Below are 14688 nucleotides of genomic sequence, written 5' to 3' on the forward strand. Positions count from 1 at the left end.
GTTGGAGGGAGGGGAATTTGAAAGGGGTTAATTTGCAGGTGGATATTTGAAAAGCTTAAAATGAACTTAATTGGAAAGACCCAAAACTTAATTAGAAACAGCTGAATTAGAAAGAATCCAATCACAAGAACTGAATTAGAAAAACCTCAATAAAAGATCCCAATCACAAAGAACTGAATTAGAAAGAACTCAATAAGTAGAATTCGATTAGAAAGAAGCCAATCACAAAGAACTTAATTAGAAACAACCGAATTAGAAAGAACTCAATAAAAAAAGCGCAATCACAAAGAGTCCAATTAGCAAGAGCTTAATTAGAGTGAGCCCAATCACAAAGAACTCGACTAAAAAGTTTTTAAAGAGAAATAGGCTTCGAGTTCTTTCAGGGTGTTTTCGTTGGTGTACATATCTTTGATGATTTTTCCTTTTTCAAATAAAATGATGCGTTCGCATACATCTGTAACGTGGTTGAGGTCGTGACTGGAGATGAGGGTGGTAAGTTGTTTTGTTTTTAAAGTTTTTAAGTGGTCTTTAAGCCTGATTTGTGTGGTTGGATCAAGGTTTGCAAAGGGTTCGTCTAGGATTAGCAGTTCGGGGTTTTGGAGTAGTGCAGCGACGATGCCTATTTTGTTTTGGTTTCCCATCGAAAAATCGCGGATGTATTTGCCGCTGTTCATAATCTCTCCGTTGAAGAGTTCTGTATAGGGGATGAGGTAATTCATGACTTCTGAGGGGCTGTATTGTTGGAGGGAGCCGATAAAAAGGAAGTATTCTTCTGGGGTGAGGTAATTGATCAGAAATCCTTCGTCAAGAAAGGATGCGGTATAGTTTTTCCATTGTTCATCTTGGGCTACATTTTTACCTTTGGAAAGGATCTCTCCTGAAAGTGGACGGATGAGGTCTAGCAGCATTCTGAAGAGGGTGGTTTTACCGGCGCCATTGTTACCTACAATGCCAACAGTTTCTCCGGCATTAATGATTAAATGATCAATATCTACTACGGTAGTACCTGCGTATTCTTTTTTTAATTCTTTAATTTCGAGCATCTTATTTTTGTCTAAAGCCTTCTGCGATGAGGTATTTTCTTTTTTGGAATTCTGTGGTCAGGAAGTTTGTCCAGAAGTTCCTGGTCAACAGGCCTGCAAGTCCTGTGATTGCTACTGCTGCAATTCCCCAATAGGGATTTGAAAGGAGGGATACTGGTAAATAAATTAAGTATGGGCTTAGCATGAGGGGAATGGTCTGCAGCATTGTAGAAGCGGTAATGCCTTGCCAGTTCATTGAAGAGCCTTTGCTTAAGTCGAGGGCTTTGTAGTTTCTGGTGGCAAAGTATAAAGTGATCACTGAAGTGATGCCGATATTGTAAAAATAGATAGCAAACTGCAGGATCAGGATTTTCCAGCTGATTAATCCGTAAAGGCTTACTAAGGCTGTCAATACTGTTGATCCGATAGTGAATAGCAGGAACTTGGCTCTGAAAAAGGTTTTTATATTCAGTTTGCTGGTTAAAAGCCCGTCAAATTCGGCGCTTTGCCAGCCAAACATAAATTGTCCGTAGAGCATAATCATGTTTCCGGTCATAAAAGCTGCGGGGAATAGCAGTGTCCAGAATTTATCGGCGGCTAATTTGTCTTGTTTATAGAAAAGAAGGCCGTAGAAGATGAAAAGTAGCCCTTTAGTGAGGGTTGAGCGGGATCTTTTGTTTCGTAATATTAATTTGATTTCCAGTGCAAGGTAAACTCCTGTTTCTCCAAACCGGTCCAGAAAGGGATAGTCTGTACTTGATTTTTTCTGTTTTGCTGACTGTAGTTCTTCGAGGTAAAGGTTCCCTTTTAAAAAGCGGGTATTAATTGTCAGCATCACTAGCGCTGCAACGGGAAAGATTAATGCAGCTATTGGGGTAGTGGTTATGGTCTGAAATACCAGGTTTGACAGTGATGCAATAGAGAAGACCTTGAAATATTCAAGCAGGCCTACGGCAACTAAAAAAGTTGCGCCCAGAATTCCCGCTTTAAGGTTTCCTATAGTCAGTCTTTTGAAATATAGCGCTGCATAATTATTGAAAACTACCAGAGAGGTAATCGCCAGTAAATACATGATACAGGGAAACGCGCCAAAATCATTGTTAATCTTTAAAATAGAGAAGGGAAATAAAAGCAGCAGAGGAAGGAGGTTGAATACAGAAAAAAGTGCCGTGATATTTAAGAAAGAGATGAGTTTACTTTTGGGGATATTCAGATGCAGGTAGGGTTGTACAGCCAGTGTTGGAAGCTCTTGCAATTGTAAACGCATCAGGAATTCTATGGTGAAATAATAGAGGATCATACCGTTGAAAACCAGCATGACGTCTTTGCCGGGAAGCATTTCTTCGATAATATGTTCCATGTTATACCCGATGAAAATAGAAACAAGGGCCAGGTAAAGTATAATGAAGCCCATGATCAGTTGGGTCGCAATTGTACCGCCCTTGCCTTTGGATCTCCAAAAACTCATCCACTGATGTGCTAAAAATGTTGCGTACATAATCGTAAATATATATAAAAATTAACTCCGTGCTGCACCAGAATTTCGTTGGGGAGCAAGCCGCCGGGAGATCTGCTATATAGAAGGTGCTTTGTTGAGTTATTGCTGTTTTTTTTTCATATTTTTGCGGGAAAGAATATATTATGGCAAGCTTTACGTTCACTCCTGAATCAGCAGAAAGAGTTAAAATCAAAGTCCTTAGAAAGTATAGAGATTTAGCTAAAGAGAATTTAATATTTGCGCCTGGTCAGGAAGATCAGCTGGTTAATCAATTGACTGTTTTGTTAAAAAGAGATGTCAGGTATGTTGAATTTACCATCAGTAAAGCACTGGCCGATCCTAACGGGAACAGGTTGTAAGCAATAGGTAAGCCCATCCTCTTTAATTCATCCGCATGCCCATGAAAAGAAACAAGTTTGCACTTTTATTTGCTCTTATTGCATTTGCGTCTTTTACCTGGTCTTTTAAGGAGGATTTATTCCTGGTCTCTAAAAATATGGACATTTTCGCGTCTTTATATAGGGAAATTAACATCAATTATGTTGATGAAACCAATGCCGGAGATTTAATGAAGACCGGTATCGATGCAATGCTCGATACATTGGACCCTTATACTACCTATATTCCTGAATCTGAAGTAGAGGATTATAAGCTGAAATATGTGAGCACACAATTTGGCGGGATTGGTGTGAGTACTGTTTTTATCGAAGGGAAACTTTTTGTAAATGAAGTGAGTGCAGATTATCCTGCCTTTAAGCTTGGCGTTCAGCCAGGCGATCAGCTTGTAAAGATCAACGGGATTGAAGTGAAAGGAAAAGAACGTGCTGAGGTAAGCCGTTTACTTCGTGGTCCACGCGGTTCTGCTGTAGATTTGCTGCTGGTGAGAGCGGGCACTGTCATTCAAAAACAGTTGGTCAGAGACGAAATCAAACAACTTAATGTTTCTTATTCTGGAATGATCGGTGATCTCGCTTATATCAGGCTGGATAAGTTTCTGGAGAATTCTGCACAGGAAGTACAGGACGCTGCGGTTGAGTTGAATAAACAGCATCCAAAGGGGATGATTCTTGACCTGAGGTATAATGGGGGAGGGATTTTGCAGGAAGCAGTGAAAATTGTAAATCTGTTTGTGAATAAAGACCTGGTTGTGGTGACTCAGAAAGGACGTAATCCTGAAAAAACAATTAATTATAAAACAAGCAATCTGCCGTTGCTGCCGGATCTTCCTTTAGTGGTATTAATCAATGGTTCTTCTGCATCAGCTTCAGAAATAGTTGCAGGTGCTTTGCAGGACCTGGATAGAGGGGTGATCATCGGACAAAGGAGTTATGGTAAGGGGCTTGTTCAGCAAACTTTTAACCTGCCTTACAATAGTCTGGTTAAAGTGACGGTAGCCAAATATTTTACACCTTCCGGAAGATGTATTCAGGCGGTAGATTATGCGCATAAAAATAAAGAAGGGAAAAATGTAAAAATAGCCGATTCCCTGATTGCGAAATATAAAACTAAAACCGGCAGAAGCGTCTATAACGGAAGCGGTGTTTATCCGGATGTAGAAGTCGGAACGATCAAGCTAAGCCCTATAACCATCTCTTTAATTAGTAAGAGCATGTTTTTCGACTTCGCCAATGCTTACAAAAAGAGCCATGCGACAATTAGCGCGGCTTCTGATTTTCGGGTGTCGGAAGAGGACTATACTGCTTTTGCCAATTCGCTGGATGGTAAAGACTACGCTTACACCTCTACTGCAGAAAGGTTACTGTCAGAATTGAGAACTGAAGCAGAAAAAGAACAAAAGCTGGGGTTGGTAAAGACAGATCTGGAAGACCTGAAGGCCAAGATGCTGGTTGCTAAAAAAACGGAGATATTTACGCACAAAGCTGAGATCAAAAGAATGCTTGAAACACAGATTGTAAGCAGGTATTATTTTGAGAAGGGTAAAATAGTGCAAGCATTTCAGTATGATAAAGAACTGGAAGCCGCTAAATCAGTGCTTGGCAATTCCACTAAAATGCTTGCAATATTAAAAGGTGAGGGTACTTATAAAACTATAGGTGATCCTGCAAAAGTAATTGCAACCCCTGCAGATAGTAATTAATCAGTCCCGTGTAATTTCACAACTAAACCGTCCATTTCATGGCTTAATTGCAGCTGGCAGGCTAATCTTGAATTTGGTAAAAGATCAGGTAAAGTGTCCAGCATGGCATATTCGTCATCTGTCATTTCCTTTAACTTGTCTTCGCCCTCCAAAACATCCACACAGCAGGTTGCGCATAGAGCCATACCACCGCAAGTTGCTAAAATATCATATTCACACGCTTTAAGATACTCCATCAAGCTTAATCCCATATCTACAGGGGCTTCCAGTGAAGTTAAAGTGCCATCAGGGTTCTGAACGTGTACGGTAATATTATTTTCTTCCATTATTTAAAATTCTGCTACCCCGTTAACTGTCGTATATTTCATCGTGTATTTAATACCAGGGTTCATGTACTGGTAAGCACTGTGACTCATTAATGCAGCCTCGTGGAATCCGCAAAGGATTAGTTTCAATTTGTTTGTATAGGTATTGATATCGCCGATTGCGTAAATGCCCGGGATATTAGTAGAGTAATCATCAGTGTTAACTTCGATCGCACTTTTATTAATATTCAGGTTCCATTGCTCAATCGGGCCTAATTTAGGGCTTAATCCAAAAAGAGGGATCAAATGGTCAGCATTAACGATAGTTTTTTCTAGTGTTTTGTTATGTACAATCTCTACATTTTCCAGTTTGCCTGTTCCTGTTACGGCACCCAGATTACTGTTGAGTACAAGATTGATTTTTCCACTCTCTGCCAGTTGCATTACTTTAGCTACAGAATCTGGTGCTCCACGGAAGCTTTCGCTGCGGTGCACAAGTGTTAATTCTTCTACAATATCGGCCAGGAATATAGTCCAGTCCAACGCAGAGTCACCACCACCTGCAATAACCATTTTCTGTCCGCGGTACTGCTCCGGATCCAGGATCATGTAATTTACACCACGTCCGTTTTCAAACTGCTCCAGTCCGGATACCACAGGTTTACGAGGCTCAAAACAGCCTAATCCACCAGCAATGACTACAACTTTAGCTTCGATGATAGTACCCATGTTGGTTGTCAGGACAAAATCACCTTCACCACGTTTCTCCAAACCTTCAATACGTTCACCCAAAGTATAACCAGGATGAAAAGGTTTCGCTTGTTCTACCAGGTTATCAACTAGTTCCTGAGCTAATACGCTCGGATAACCAGGGATATCATATATAGGTTTTTTAGGATAAATTTCGGAAAGCTGACCTCCAACCTGAGGTAAGTAATCAATTAAATGACAACGCATTTTAAGCAAACCTGCTTCGAAAATAGCAAACAAACCTACGGGTCCGGCGCCAATGATGGCTATATCTGTAGAAATCATGTATTTAAATTTGTTGCGAATTTACGAAATTTGTTTGTAATGATTCTCAATTGTCTGCATTTGATTCAAAATTGAGGCTGATTTGACAAAGTTGACTGATCTAATGGGTTAAGTATTCATTTTATCATAGAGTTAGGGCTGTTTGTTTGTAAAAATTATTTTTGAACATGATTGATAAAATGGTTGACTATCTTTGAATATTGATGAAAAAGAATATATATTTTGCCTCTGATTTTCATTTAGGGTCACCAAACCATACGGCAAGCCGTCTTCGTGAGGACAGGATTGTACGCTGGCTTAACGCCATTGAACCAACTTGTGCAGAGTTGTTTTTGATGGGGGATATTTTTGATTTTTGGTTTGAATATAAAACCGTTGTACCTAAAGGATATATCCGTTTGCTCGGAAAGCTGGCATCGATGTCTGATGCTGGTGTTAAAATCTATTTTTTTAAAGGAAACCACGACATGTGGGTAGATGATTATTTTACCAAAGAAATGGGGATACAGATCGTTAGTGATGAGCTGGTTATCCATCGTGGAGGGAAGAGTTTTTATCTGCATCATGGTGATGGCCTGGGGCCTGGGGATGCAGGTTACCGCGTGCTGCGGAAATTCTTTCGGAATCCTGTTTGCAGGTGGTTATTTTCTGTCCTTCCACCAAGAATTGGCCTGGGGATCGCTACGGGCTGGTCTGGCCATAGCCGGATTGTGAATACAGCTACTGAAGAAGTTTTTCTGGGTGAGGATAAAGAGTGGCTGGCCGTGTATTCAAGAGGGGTGCTGGAAAAACAGCATTATGATTATTTCATTTATGGACACCGCCATTTACCAATGATCGTTGATTTGGGTAAAGGGAGTAAATATTACAATATCGGGGAGTGGTTTGGATTTAATTCGTATGCTGTTTTCGACGGCGAAGAGTTGAGTTTAAAGTATTTTGAGAAGGCAGGGGAGTAAAATGTACACTAATGCGCTGATCAATTATTAGTTGCGTGGCCCGGTCGTCCTTGAAAAACAATAATATATTTCACCGAAATTCCTTATTTTTGTAATCCTATAAATACCAAATGCTTCAGTAAACCTTTCTGATCCGGTAATTTCTAACCAATTAAGGTTGATATTAGCGGGATAAACATTGTTGAAAGGGGCTGTGCAGCTATTTATTTGCTGAATAAAAAGATTATGTTAGAGAAATTAGAAGCTATAAAAATTCGCTGGGAAGATGTAGAAGAGCAATTGACTAATCCTGATACTATGCAGGATATGAAACGTTTTGCCCAGTTAAATAAAGAATATAAAGATTTAAGCAAGATTGTAAATGAATATCTGATTTACAAAAATGTAATGAGCAACATTGACGCAAACAAAGAAATCCTGCTGACTGAGAAGGATGCAGAGATGCGTGAAATGGCTAAAGAAGAATTGGATTTACTGTTGAAACAACAGGAAGAGATTGAGGAAAAGGTCCGCCTGATGCTGATCCCTGTAGATCCTGAGGATTCTAAAAATGCAGTGTTCGAGATCAGAGGTGGTACAGGTGGTGATGAAGCAGCTTTATTTGCTGGTGATTTATTCAGAATGTATACCCGTTTCTTTGAGCAGAAACGCTGGAAAGTTGAAGTTGTGGATGTTACTGAAGGTACAGCCGGCGGATACAAAGAGGTGATCATGAAAGTTAGCGGGGAGGATGTATATGGACAATTGAAATATGAGTCTGGTGTACACCGTGTACAGCGTGTGCCTGATACAGAAACACAAGGGAGAGTACATACTTCTGCAGCTTCGGTAGCGGTATTACCGGAAGCTGAGGAAATTGATTTCTACTTGAACCCTGCTGATATTGATCTGCAAACGTCACGCTCAGGTGGTGCAGGTGGACAGAACGTAAATAAGGTAGAGACTAAGGTACAGTTGACACACAGACCATCAGGTATGGTTGTTGTTTGTCAGCAGGAACGTTCACAGTTGGGCAACAGAGAGATTGCGATGGAGATGTTACGTAGTAAGCTATATGATATCGAATTGCAGAAACGTAATGGAGATATTGCTTCAAGACGTAAGACGATGGTCTCTACTGGTGACCGTTCAGCTAAGATCAGAACCTACAATTATCCACAGGGAAGAGTAACAGATCACCGTATTGGTTTGACGTTATATAATCTGAATGGTGTGATGGATGGTGGTGTACAAGAGCTTATTGATGCATTACAGTTTGCTGAGAATGCAGAAAAGATGAAAGAGGGCTCTGTAGCTTAATGAGTTAGGTTTTTATTCAAAAATAATTGAAATATTAATTTTGAATTGTAATTATAGTTCCTATATTTGCAATCCCGAAAGGGAAAGACGGACCGGTAGTTCAGCTGGTTAGAATGCCGCCCTGTCACGGCGGAGGTCGCGGGTTCGAGTCCCGTCCGGTCCGCTAAAAAGCCTTTAATCTTATGATTGAAGGCTTTTTTGATTTAAAACCTCTCCAAAATATTCAGCGTGACAGGGTCAAGTCCCATCAAGTCATAAACTTGTGGAGCAGACTCTTTTTTAAGCATAAATTTTGACACGCTCAACAGAAAGTCTTTGCTGTCACGGATGCGCTTATGCCTCTGGAAGTTGCGCTGAAAGCTTTCCATTTACATGGGAATGACTCAGCCAAAACAAGGCCGGGCTGTTCGTAAATAAATTCAAAATAGCTAAATAATAAAGCTATATCGGCCGGGTACTGTCCGAGTACTGGTCGGGTACTCGTTAGGGTAAGAGCAGTGCTAAAGTAACGCGAGAGCATGGCAAGTCCAAGTCAAAACAACTAGTTGAAATGACTTGGACCTGCCATAGTTAAAGCCCGTTCTCAACCTGTTGTCATCCCGACCACCACTCAGGCACAACCAAACCATAACTAGTTGAAGATTAATGAAATTATAATTTTCCCCTGGACTAACCCACGGACAACTATGGACAATTGCAGACAGCTGCGGACAATTGCGGACATTTTTTACGCATCAGGATAATCTTTAACGCGAATAGCTTACATTGGTGGAAAGGCATTTATTTATTATGGGAAGTTTAACGGGTAAATTTTCAAAGGGAATCCTGGGCGATTTCATTTTTAAAGCAGCAGTTTGGCGTACAGGTTGTTTCAAAAGTTCTGTACTGCGCACAATGAAACAAGCAATGGAAACTCAAAGGCATCAGAGAACTTTCGTAAAAGTGGCAAGCCTGGAAAAATCAGGATCTTTCCTCTCCCTGAGAATTCCGCTGAAGCGTTAACCGATCTCTTACCAAAGTAATCAGGAGCGTTTAATACTGATCAATTGAACTATAAAATCAGGAAGTAATTAGCTTATTAAAGAATCCTAACCATCTGCTTTGAACTCAAAAAATATCAAACCCAAAACTTGTGGAGCAGGCTCTTTTTTAAGCATACATTGTATCAAGCGGAATTTTCTTGAGGGAAAATGAAATAATTCCAAAAATACACCCAGTTCCAGCAAAATCTATCCTGAAAAGTTAGCCTTCTAATTTAGAATCTCAGGTAATGATTCATGTCAATATGCACTATATTGGAAGCTTACAAAGAATGGGCTAAATAATTAAACGAGACCTGATTTTTAGTGCAGGATTTCCCTGATAGATAAAGTATGGGTCTAAATTTTCTGTAGCTACTGAACCTACTGTAAGTATGGAGTGTGATGCTGCTGTAATCCCCTGGTTTATAACAGCGCGGGCACCGATCCAGACCCCATCTTCTAATATTATCTCTCCGGTCATCAGTTCAAAAGAACGAGTTTTATAATTATGATTACCTGTAAGCAGTAATGCACCTTGTGATAGGCATACATTTTTGCCAATCTTTACTGGAACAAGGTTATCAATCCATACATTTTCACCAATCCAGCTATGATCTCCAATATGGAGCAACCATGGGTATTTGATGTTTACGCATGGTTTGATATTCACGCCCACACCTATACTGGCACCAAATAATCGTAACAGGTATACTTTTAATCTGCTATACGGAATAATGCTTGTTTTAAATAAAACAGCATTAACGTAAAACCATACTATTCTTTTAAAAATGGTTCCACCCGGATTATAAGAGGAGTTCTGATATGCTGAGAGGTCAGTTTCTTGCATGAGGCTTAATTTCGGGATTGTCGGTTATATTTTTTTTCATTACTGGTGCATCTACAATCTCTTTAATTTTGATATCAACGATAAGGCGAAACCAGAAAGCCTGTAAAAAGTGGAAAATGAATCCTTGACGGCCATCAAGAATGCCAAGTCTGAATATATAACGATAGATGAAGTACACAAAGGGACGGACAAATAAGGGCATCTGCCACCATAACTGTTTAAGCCAGGCCGTATGTTCATCCGGGGAGCCCCAGAGTTTGGGGACAAGCGTTTGCGTACGTAGTTTAAGTCTCCTTTCTACTTCCTCATAGGCAAGCAGGTCACTATAGCGGTTATGCTTAGCTATCCAGAAGCTAATGTTATTCTCTTTTAGATTTTCCTCTACCAAACAGCTGTTTTTCCACAGTACCGTTTTACCAGGTACAATAAAGCGATGGTCCATATTTTCATTCAGATCTGAATAACCTATTCCGTAACGGAACATTTTTAACAGGTAAAAGGGGAAATAACCCCCATGTTTAATCCATTTGCCTTTAAAATAATTCTTGCGGTTAAAATAGATCCCGTTGATATCCTGGTGTTCTTCATCTTTGAAATTTAACAATTGCAGTCTTAGTTCGGCTGTCACGATCTGGTCAGCATCAATACAGATTACCCAGGGAGTCTTTATCTCAAAAACTTCCAATGCATAATGCCATTGCTGCGGATGATTAATAAATGTATGTTGTTTAACTTGTGCACCTGCTATTTCAGCGATTTGAAGTGTCAGGTCTGTACTGCCAGAATCAAGTATACAAATATTAGCATTTAAACCCTTTATAGAGTTAAGTAACCTTTGCAGATGTAGTTCTTCATTATAAGTCAATATAATGAAGGTATAATGCGTATTAATCAAGGGTGGCTATTATATGTTTATACATTTCATCATATTTTTTAATAAGGATTGTTTCTTCAAAATCATCCCTGATGCCCGGAGGGGCCAATGTCCTGATGGCATTTAATTTTTCTGGATTATTGTATATTTCTGTGAGTGAATTTTTAATGGATAATACATTGGCATTGCAAACCCAGCCGAATTGCCTGCTTGTTATATATGTTGCCAATCCAACCTCCCTGCTAATCAAAACGGCAGTGCCCACGGCAAGGCTTTCAATCACCACATTACCAAAATTCTCATCATAAGAAGGAAGGATGAGCAAGTGATGGGCGGCCATTAGCTCAAACTTGTCGTCGTCTTTAAATCCGACCCAATCTACCCGATGATCAATTTTATAGTCATTAATTAATTTTTTCAACACTGCAATATATTTTTCATCGCCACTTCCTGCAATAGTAAGCCGGAAAGGAAGCGTAGTATCGGCTAGTGCAGCGAATAATAGCTCAAGCCCTTTTTTCTGTTCTATTCGGGAAAAAAAAAGTAACCTGAAAATTCCATTTTCCTGTGGGTTCAGAGGTGTGGTTGTGGGGAAATGTGCAATCTTGGGCATCTTTACAAAATTGTATAGCGTGTAAATGCCTTTTGGCTTTAGTAATGTAGCCATTGCAGCTTGTTCTCTTTCAGAAGTCGTATGCAGAAAACAATAGCTGAGCAACGGCCTGCCGATAAGTGCATGAAATACTTTTTTTAAGGCTATATGCCTGTTCTTAAAAGAATAGTTACTCAAAGTCCCACGTGGTGACAAGACAATTGGAACCCTGCGTAAAATAGCAATAAAGCAGGCGAATATAGATACAAGGTTCCACCAGGCATGGACATGAACCACATCAAATGATTGTACTTCTTTCCATAGAAAGGCTAATAAACCAGGGGAGAAGTGGCTGTGGTCTTTAGTGAGCCGTTTGAAATACCTTACTTTTACGCCATCAATATCCTGAGGAAGAACCGTTGTAACCTGCAGTTCTGTAAGTCCATTAGCTGTTGTTGTAAATACTTCTACCGTACAACCTGCCTTTACCAGCTCTTCGCTTAGTTTTGAAACGGACATGGTTGGCCCCCCATAAATATACGCCGGTTTATAAGAGGCGTTTATCTGTAAAATTTTCATAGCCGTTTGATCACGTTTGTGAAAAGTAATACTCTGAATATTAAATACATTGTAACATAGTTCCAGAATACGGCATTGATTAGAAATTCAAGGCTAAGCCCACGCCAGAATAGCTGGAATAATCCGGTAAATATTAATGCCGTACCTAAGGTATAACCACCAAATATCTTTTCTGCTTTTATAGCGATCAGCTGACATGCCGCCCCATAAATGAACAATAATATGAAAATGCTTACGATGCCGCCAGATAAGTAAGCATCAACAACGATGGCTGGTTTGGCAGATGCATTAGATCCGCGGGATATAATCCCTGCATTATAGACACGTTCCATAACCATATTTTCGGTAATTGGTTTTGATGGCCACAATATTCGGGGCATAATAGCTATTGCTGATTGCCTTAAGAGCTGTGTCCCATAAAAATCAATATGAGCAGGCGTAGACTTCACATAATTGGTAAACATATCGATTTCGCTTAACCGATAGGTGAAAAACGCCCAGTTGTCATCAGCATTATTCTGGTTAACTACCGACTTTAATGCTAACTGTGTGGCCTCAGTAGTAGAAAGATTGCCAGACCATGCTTGCTGCCTGAAAATGCGGTTATAGGTAGGCAGTAATATAAAAAAAAGTAAGAGTAAAGGAACAAAAAAGAGGAGCACTGTTCTTTTATAATTGGGGTATAGAAAGATACCTAATATCAGGACATTTAAAATTATTGGTTCTTTAAAACCCGAGATCAGGGCCTCATAAAGATTGAATCCATAAATGATCAGGCAGATCAGGATACGCCATATGTTTTTATTCGGTATGGCAAATGCGAGTGCCAGTGTTCCAGCTATAAAACTTAACAGACTAAACTGATGGGAAAATTGTGATAAACCACTTATATGCATCAGCAGAAAAGACAATAGTGTAGTTATTAAAGCGATGTTAAGAATAACCTTGGTTAAATCTGCGCGGTTGTATCCATATTTTTTCTCAACCGGATAGCGCATAAAGGCCAGAATCCCGGTGACAAAAGAGGCGTGGGCAAGGCAATAGTAGCGCTGACATTGTGCAACAAGCCTTAATCTGTCCTGGTCTACCAGGTAGAAATTACTTAGCTTATGAAAATTAATATACCCCAAAACATCAAAAAAATAAAATATGGAAGTACAGGCCATATATCCCGCAAATATGACTTGAGTGAGGAAAATGGGACGCATAAGCTGATCTTCAATATTGCGGTCATCGGGCAAAGCTATGATCCGGCCTTTTAAAGTAATCCAGAATATAAAAAAAGAGCCAAACCAGGCAATAAAATAAGACAGCATATAAGAATCCTGGAAAAGCATGGCCAATATCCAGGGGATAAATAATACAATATATTTTTCAATAAAAATGCGGTTATTCATGCTTTAAAAATGCGGATTCAATTGCCTCTGCCTGTATTTGGAACGTCCATTTATCGATGATTGTTTTTGAATTTGAGCCCATATGCTTCAGCTCTTCCTTTCCTTTATGGACCAGGAAATCTAATTGTTCGTTCAGGCTTGTTATAGACCGGGCCTTAAAGATACTTCCATTGTGTTCATTCTTTACCAGGTCGGCTGCGCAGCCAACTTTATCTGATACCAGAACTGCTTTTGAACAGGCCATGGCTTCGTTTACTGCAAGGCCCCATGTTTCACCTGGGCCTGATGAAGGGAGACAGAACAGATCGCAACTCTGATAAATTACCGGCATATAAGATTGGTTCTCAAAGTCCATGAAATGAACATTGGGTTGATACTTAGCTTTTTGCTTCAATGTTTGCGCTAATGCGCCATTTCCTACAAAAAGAAGATGTACATCTGGCTTTTTCAATTGTAAAAATGAATCCAGTAAAAGCACGGGGTCTTTTTTTTGCTCAAACTTACCCGCAAAAAGTATAATGATGTCTTCCTGTGCAATGCCTAGCTTTATTTTTAATTCTTGCACTTCCTTATTTCTATCTGCAGCGAACCTTTGGTTATCGATTGCATGAGGAGCAAAGATCAGCTGTTTCTCTTTCAGACCGTATTTTTTAAAATAAGCTTTGCTGTTGGTACCGGTATATAATGCCTGATCAACATGCCTGTAAATCCATTTGAGGAATAAAGCCCTCGCATATTTTTTTAATGTACCCGATGGATCCAGCAAAGTAGAATCTCCACGAAAAAAAACAGGTAACTTGTTTTTAAAATGCTTTAATGTTTTTAGATGGCTCTGATTTGCCCATCCATAAATTAATACCGCATTTGGCTGCCAAGCTTCAATATTCCGGATCAGATCCGGATTAATAATGCCTCTAAAGTTATGCGAACCCGGGTCAGAAGAAGTATTTCGTACCCATTCATAAGGATAACCCGATAAAAGAGGTAAATCCCATTTAATGTTGGTATCAAATCCGGGGTCATAATTGTCTACAGCTTTTTCTCCCCAAGTGTAAAAAACTTTAATAGGTATTTGTCCACGCTCATGCAGCAGTTTAAAGACCGGGGCATAATATTGAATCGGATGGGTCGTAATAATTGCTAAACGCATTTTAAATATTA

13 protein-coding genes, 1 tRNA gene and 1 pseudogene are annotated in these 14688 nt (G+C 39.7%); 6 read left to right on the forward strand and 9 right to left on the reverse strand.

Going from position 1 to position 14688, the window contains the following annotated elements; all coding sequences use genetic code 11:
• Nucleotides 1-341 precede the first annotated feature (341 nt).
• Together AY601_RS21690 and AY601_RS21695 are read right to left on the reverse strand one after the other, a co-directional pair.
• Nucleotides 342-1043, reverse strand: a complete 702-nt coding sequence (locus AY601_RS21690) for an ABC transporter ATP-binding protein (protein ID WP_068405043.1) — start codon at nucleotides 1041-1043, stop codon at nucleotides 342-344.
• A gap of 1 nt (nucleotide 1044) precedes the next feature.
• Nucleotides 1045-2520 (reverse strand): DUF5687 family protein, encoded by a 1476-nt coding sequence (locus AY601_RS21695; protein ID WP_068405045.1) that lies wholly within the window; start codon nucleotides 2518-2520, stop codon nucleotides 1045-1047.
• Between the two features lie 143 nt (nucleotides 2521-2663).
• Between AY601_RS21695 and AY601_RS21700 the strand changes: the two genes are divergently transcribed.
• Both AY601_RS21700 and AY601_RS21705 read left to right on the forward strand, forming a co-directional pair.
• The gene (locus AY601_RS21700) at nucleotides 2664-2879 is read left to right on the forward strand and encodes a hypothetical protein (protein ID WP_068405047.1); all 216 of its coding nucleotides are present in this window, start codon (nucleotides 2664-2666) and stop codon (nucleotides 2877-2879) included.
• 41 nt (nucleotides 2880-2920) lie between these two features.
• On the forward strand, nucleotides 2921-4618 hold the full coding sequence (locus tag AY601_RS21705) for a S41 family peptidase (RefSeq protein WP_068405049.1): 1698 nt from the start codon (nucleotides 2921-2923) through the stop codon (nucleotides 4616-4618).
• Here AY601_RS21705 and AY601_RS21710 read toward each other — a convergent pair.
• Nucleotides 4615-4944 carry a 2Fe-2S iron-sulfur cluster-binding protein gene (locus AY601_RS21710; RefSeq protein WP_068405051.1) on the reverse strand — a complete coding sequence of 110 codons (330 nt, stop codon included), beginning with the start codon at nucleotides 4942-4944 and terminating at the stop codon, nucleotides 4615-4617. The two genes, AY601_RS21705 and AY601_RS21710, sit on opposite strands and share 4 nt — an antisense overlap.
• A gap of 3 nt (nucleotides 4945-4947) precedes the next feature.
• A complete protein-coding gene (locus AY601_RS21715; RefSeq protein WP_068405053.1) occupies nucleotides 4948-5958 on the reverse strand; it encodes an NAD(P)/FAD-dependent oxidoreductase in 1011 nt (336 codons plus the stop codon).
• 203 nt (nucleotides 5959-6161) lie between these two features.
• On the opposite strand from AY601_RS21715, the gene AY601_RS21720 reads away from it, so the two are divergent.
• From AY601_RS21720 to AY601_RS21735, 4 genes are all read left to right on the forward strand, one after another.
• On the forward strand, nucleotides 6162-6917 hold the full coding sequence (locus AY601_RS21720) for a UDP-2,3-diacylglucosamine diphosphatase (RefSeq protein ID WP_068405056.1): 756 nt from the start codon (nucleotides 6162-6164) through the stop codon (nucleotides 6915-6917).
• Nucleotides 6918-7142: 225 nt separating this feature from the next.
• Entirely contained in the window at nucleotides 7143-8216 is a 1074-nt protein-coding gene (prfA, locus tag AY601_RS21725; RefSeq protein WP_068405058.1) for a peptide chain release factor 1, read from the forward strand.
• A gap of 89 nt (nucleotides 8217-8305) precedes the next feature.
• Nucleotides 8306-8379: transfer RNA gene (locus AY601_RS21730), tRNA-Asp, on the forward strand.
• 626 nt (nucleotides 8380-9005) lie between these two features.
• Nucleotides 9006-9218, forward strand: a complete 213-nt coding sequence (locus AY601_RS21735) for a hypothetical protein (protein ID WP_068405060.1) — start codon at nucleotides 9006-9008, stop codon at nucleotides 9216-9218.
• A 315-nt stretch (nucleotides 9219-9533) separates the two neighbouring features.
• On the opposite strand, the gene AY601_RS21740 is transcribed toward AY601_RS21735, so the two are convergent.
• From AY601_RS21740 to AY601_RS21760, 5 genes and pseudogenes are all read right to left on the reverse strand, one after another.
• Entirely contained in the window at nucleotides 9534-10085 is a 552-nt protein-coding gene (locus AY601_RS21740; RefSeq protein WP_068405061.1) for a WcaF family extracellular polysaccharide biosynthesis acetyltransferase, read from the reverse strand.
• A 28-nt stretch (nucleotides 10086-10113) separates the two neighbouring features.
• A pseudogene (locus AY601_RS21745) lies at nucleotides 10114-10977 on the reverse strand (glycosyltransferase family 2 protein); the annotation flags it as partial.
• Nucleotides 10973-12130, reverse strand: a complete 1158-nt coding sequence (locus AY601_RS21750; protein ID WP_068405064.1) for an XrtY-associated glycosyltransferase XYAG1 — start codon at nucleotides 12128-12130, stop codon at nucleotides 10973-10975. The gene AY601_RS21750 and the pseudogene AY601_RS21745, both read right to left, overlap by 5 nt.
• Nucleotides 12127-13527: an exosortase Y-associated Wzy-like protein gene (locus AY601_RS21755; protein WP_068405066.1), complete on the reverse strand. Its 1401-nt coding sequence runs from the start codon at nucleotides 13525-13527 to the stop codon at nucleotides 12127-12129. Before AY601_RS21755 ends, AY601_RS21750 begins: the two co-directional genes overlap by 4 nt.
• Nucleotides 13520-14677, reverse strand: coding sequence for a glycosyltransferase family 4 protein (locus tag AY601_RS21760; protein WP_068405067.1), 1158 nt, complete (start codon nucleotides 14675-14677; stop codon nucleotides 13520-13522). The genes AY601_RS21755 and AY601_RS21760 overlap by 8 nt, the downstream gene beginning before the upstream one ends.
• Nucleotides 14678-14688: the final 11 nt, after the last annotated feature.

This window comes from Pedobacter cryoconitis, assembly GCF_001590605.1.
In the GTDB taxonomy this organism is placed as follows: Bacteria; Bacteroidota; Bacteroidia; order Sphingobacteriales; family Sphingobacteriaceae; genus Pedobacter; species Pedobacter cryoconitis_A.

What these genes read in the sequence shown, in the direction of transcription:
- AY601_RS21750 (WP_068405064.1), bottom strand. Translation starts at nt 12,130, where the DNA reads ATGAAAATTTTACAGATAAACGCCTCTTATAAACCGGCGTATATTTAT.
- AY601_RS21700 (WP_068405047.1), top strand. Translation starts at nt 2,664, where the DNA reads ATGGCAAGCTTTACGTTCACTCCTGAATCAGCAGAAAGAGTTAAAATC.
- AY601_RS21705 (WP_068405049.1), top strand. Translation starts at nt 2,921, where the DNA reads ATGAAAAGAAACAAGTTTGCACTTTTATTTGCTCTTATTGCATTTGCG.
- AY601_RS21690 (WP_068405043.1), bottom strand. Translation starts at nt 1,043, where the DNA reads ATGCTCGAAATTAAAGAATTAAAAAAAGAATACGCAGGTACTACCGTA.
- AY601_RS21760 (WP_068405067.1), bottom strand. Translation starts at nt 14,677, where the DNA reads ATGCGTTTAGCAATTATTACGACCCATCCGATTCAATATTATGCCCCG.
- AY601_RS21710 (WP_068405051.1), bottom strand. Translation starts at nt 4,944, where the DNA reads ATGGAAGAAAATAATATTACCGTACACGTTCAGAACCCTGATGGCACT.
- AY601_RS21755 (WP_068405066.1), bottom strand. Translation starts at nt 13,527, where the DNA reads ATGAATAACCGCATTTTTATTGAAAAATATATTGTATTATTTATCCCC.
- AY601_RS21715 (WP_068405053.1), bottom strand. Translation starts at nt 5,958, where the DNA reads ATGATTTCTACAGATATAGCCATCATTGGCGCCGGACCCGTAGGTTTG.
- AY601_RS21695 (WP_068405045.1), bottom strand. Translation starts at nt 2,520, where the DNA reads ATGTACGCAACATTTTTAGCACATCAGTGGATGAGTTTTTGGAGATCC.
- AY601_RS21720 (WP_068405056.1), top strand. Translation starts at nt 6,162, where the DNA reads ATGAAAAAGAATATATATTTTGCCTCTGATTTTCATTTAGGGTCACCA.
- AY601_RS21740 (WP_068405061.1), bottom strand. Translation starts at nt 10,085, where the DNA reads ATGCAAGAAACTGACCTCTCAGCATATCAGAACTCCTCTTATAATCCG.
- AY601_RS21735 (WP_068405060.1), top strand. Translation starts at nt 9,006, where the DNA reads ATGGGAAGTTTAACGGGTAAATTTTCAAAGGGAATCCTGGGCGATTTC.
- prfA (WP_068405058.1), top strand. Translation starts at nt 7,143, where the DNA reads ATGTTAGAGAAATTAGAAGCTATAAAAATTCGCTGGGAAGATGTAGAA.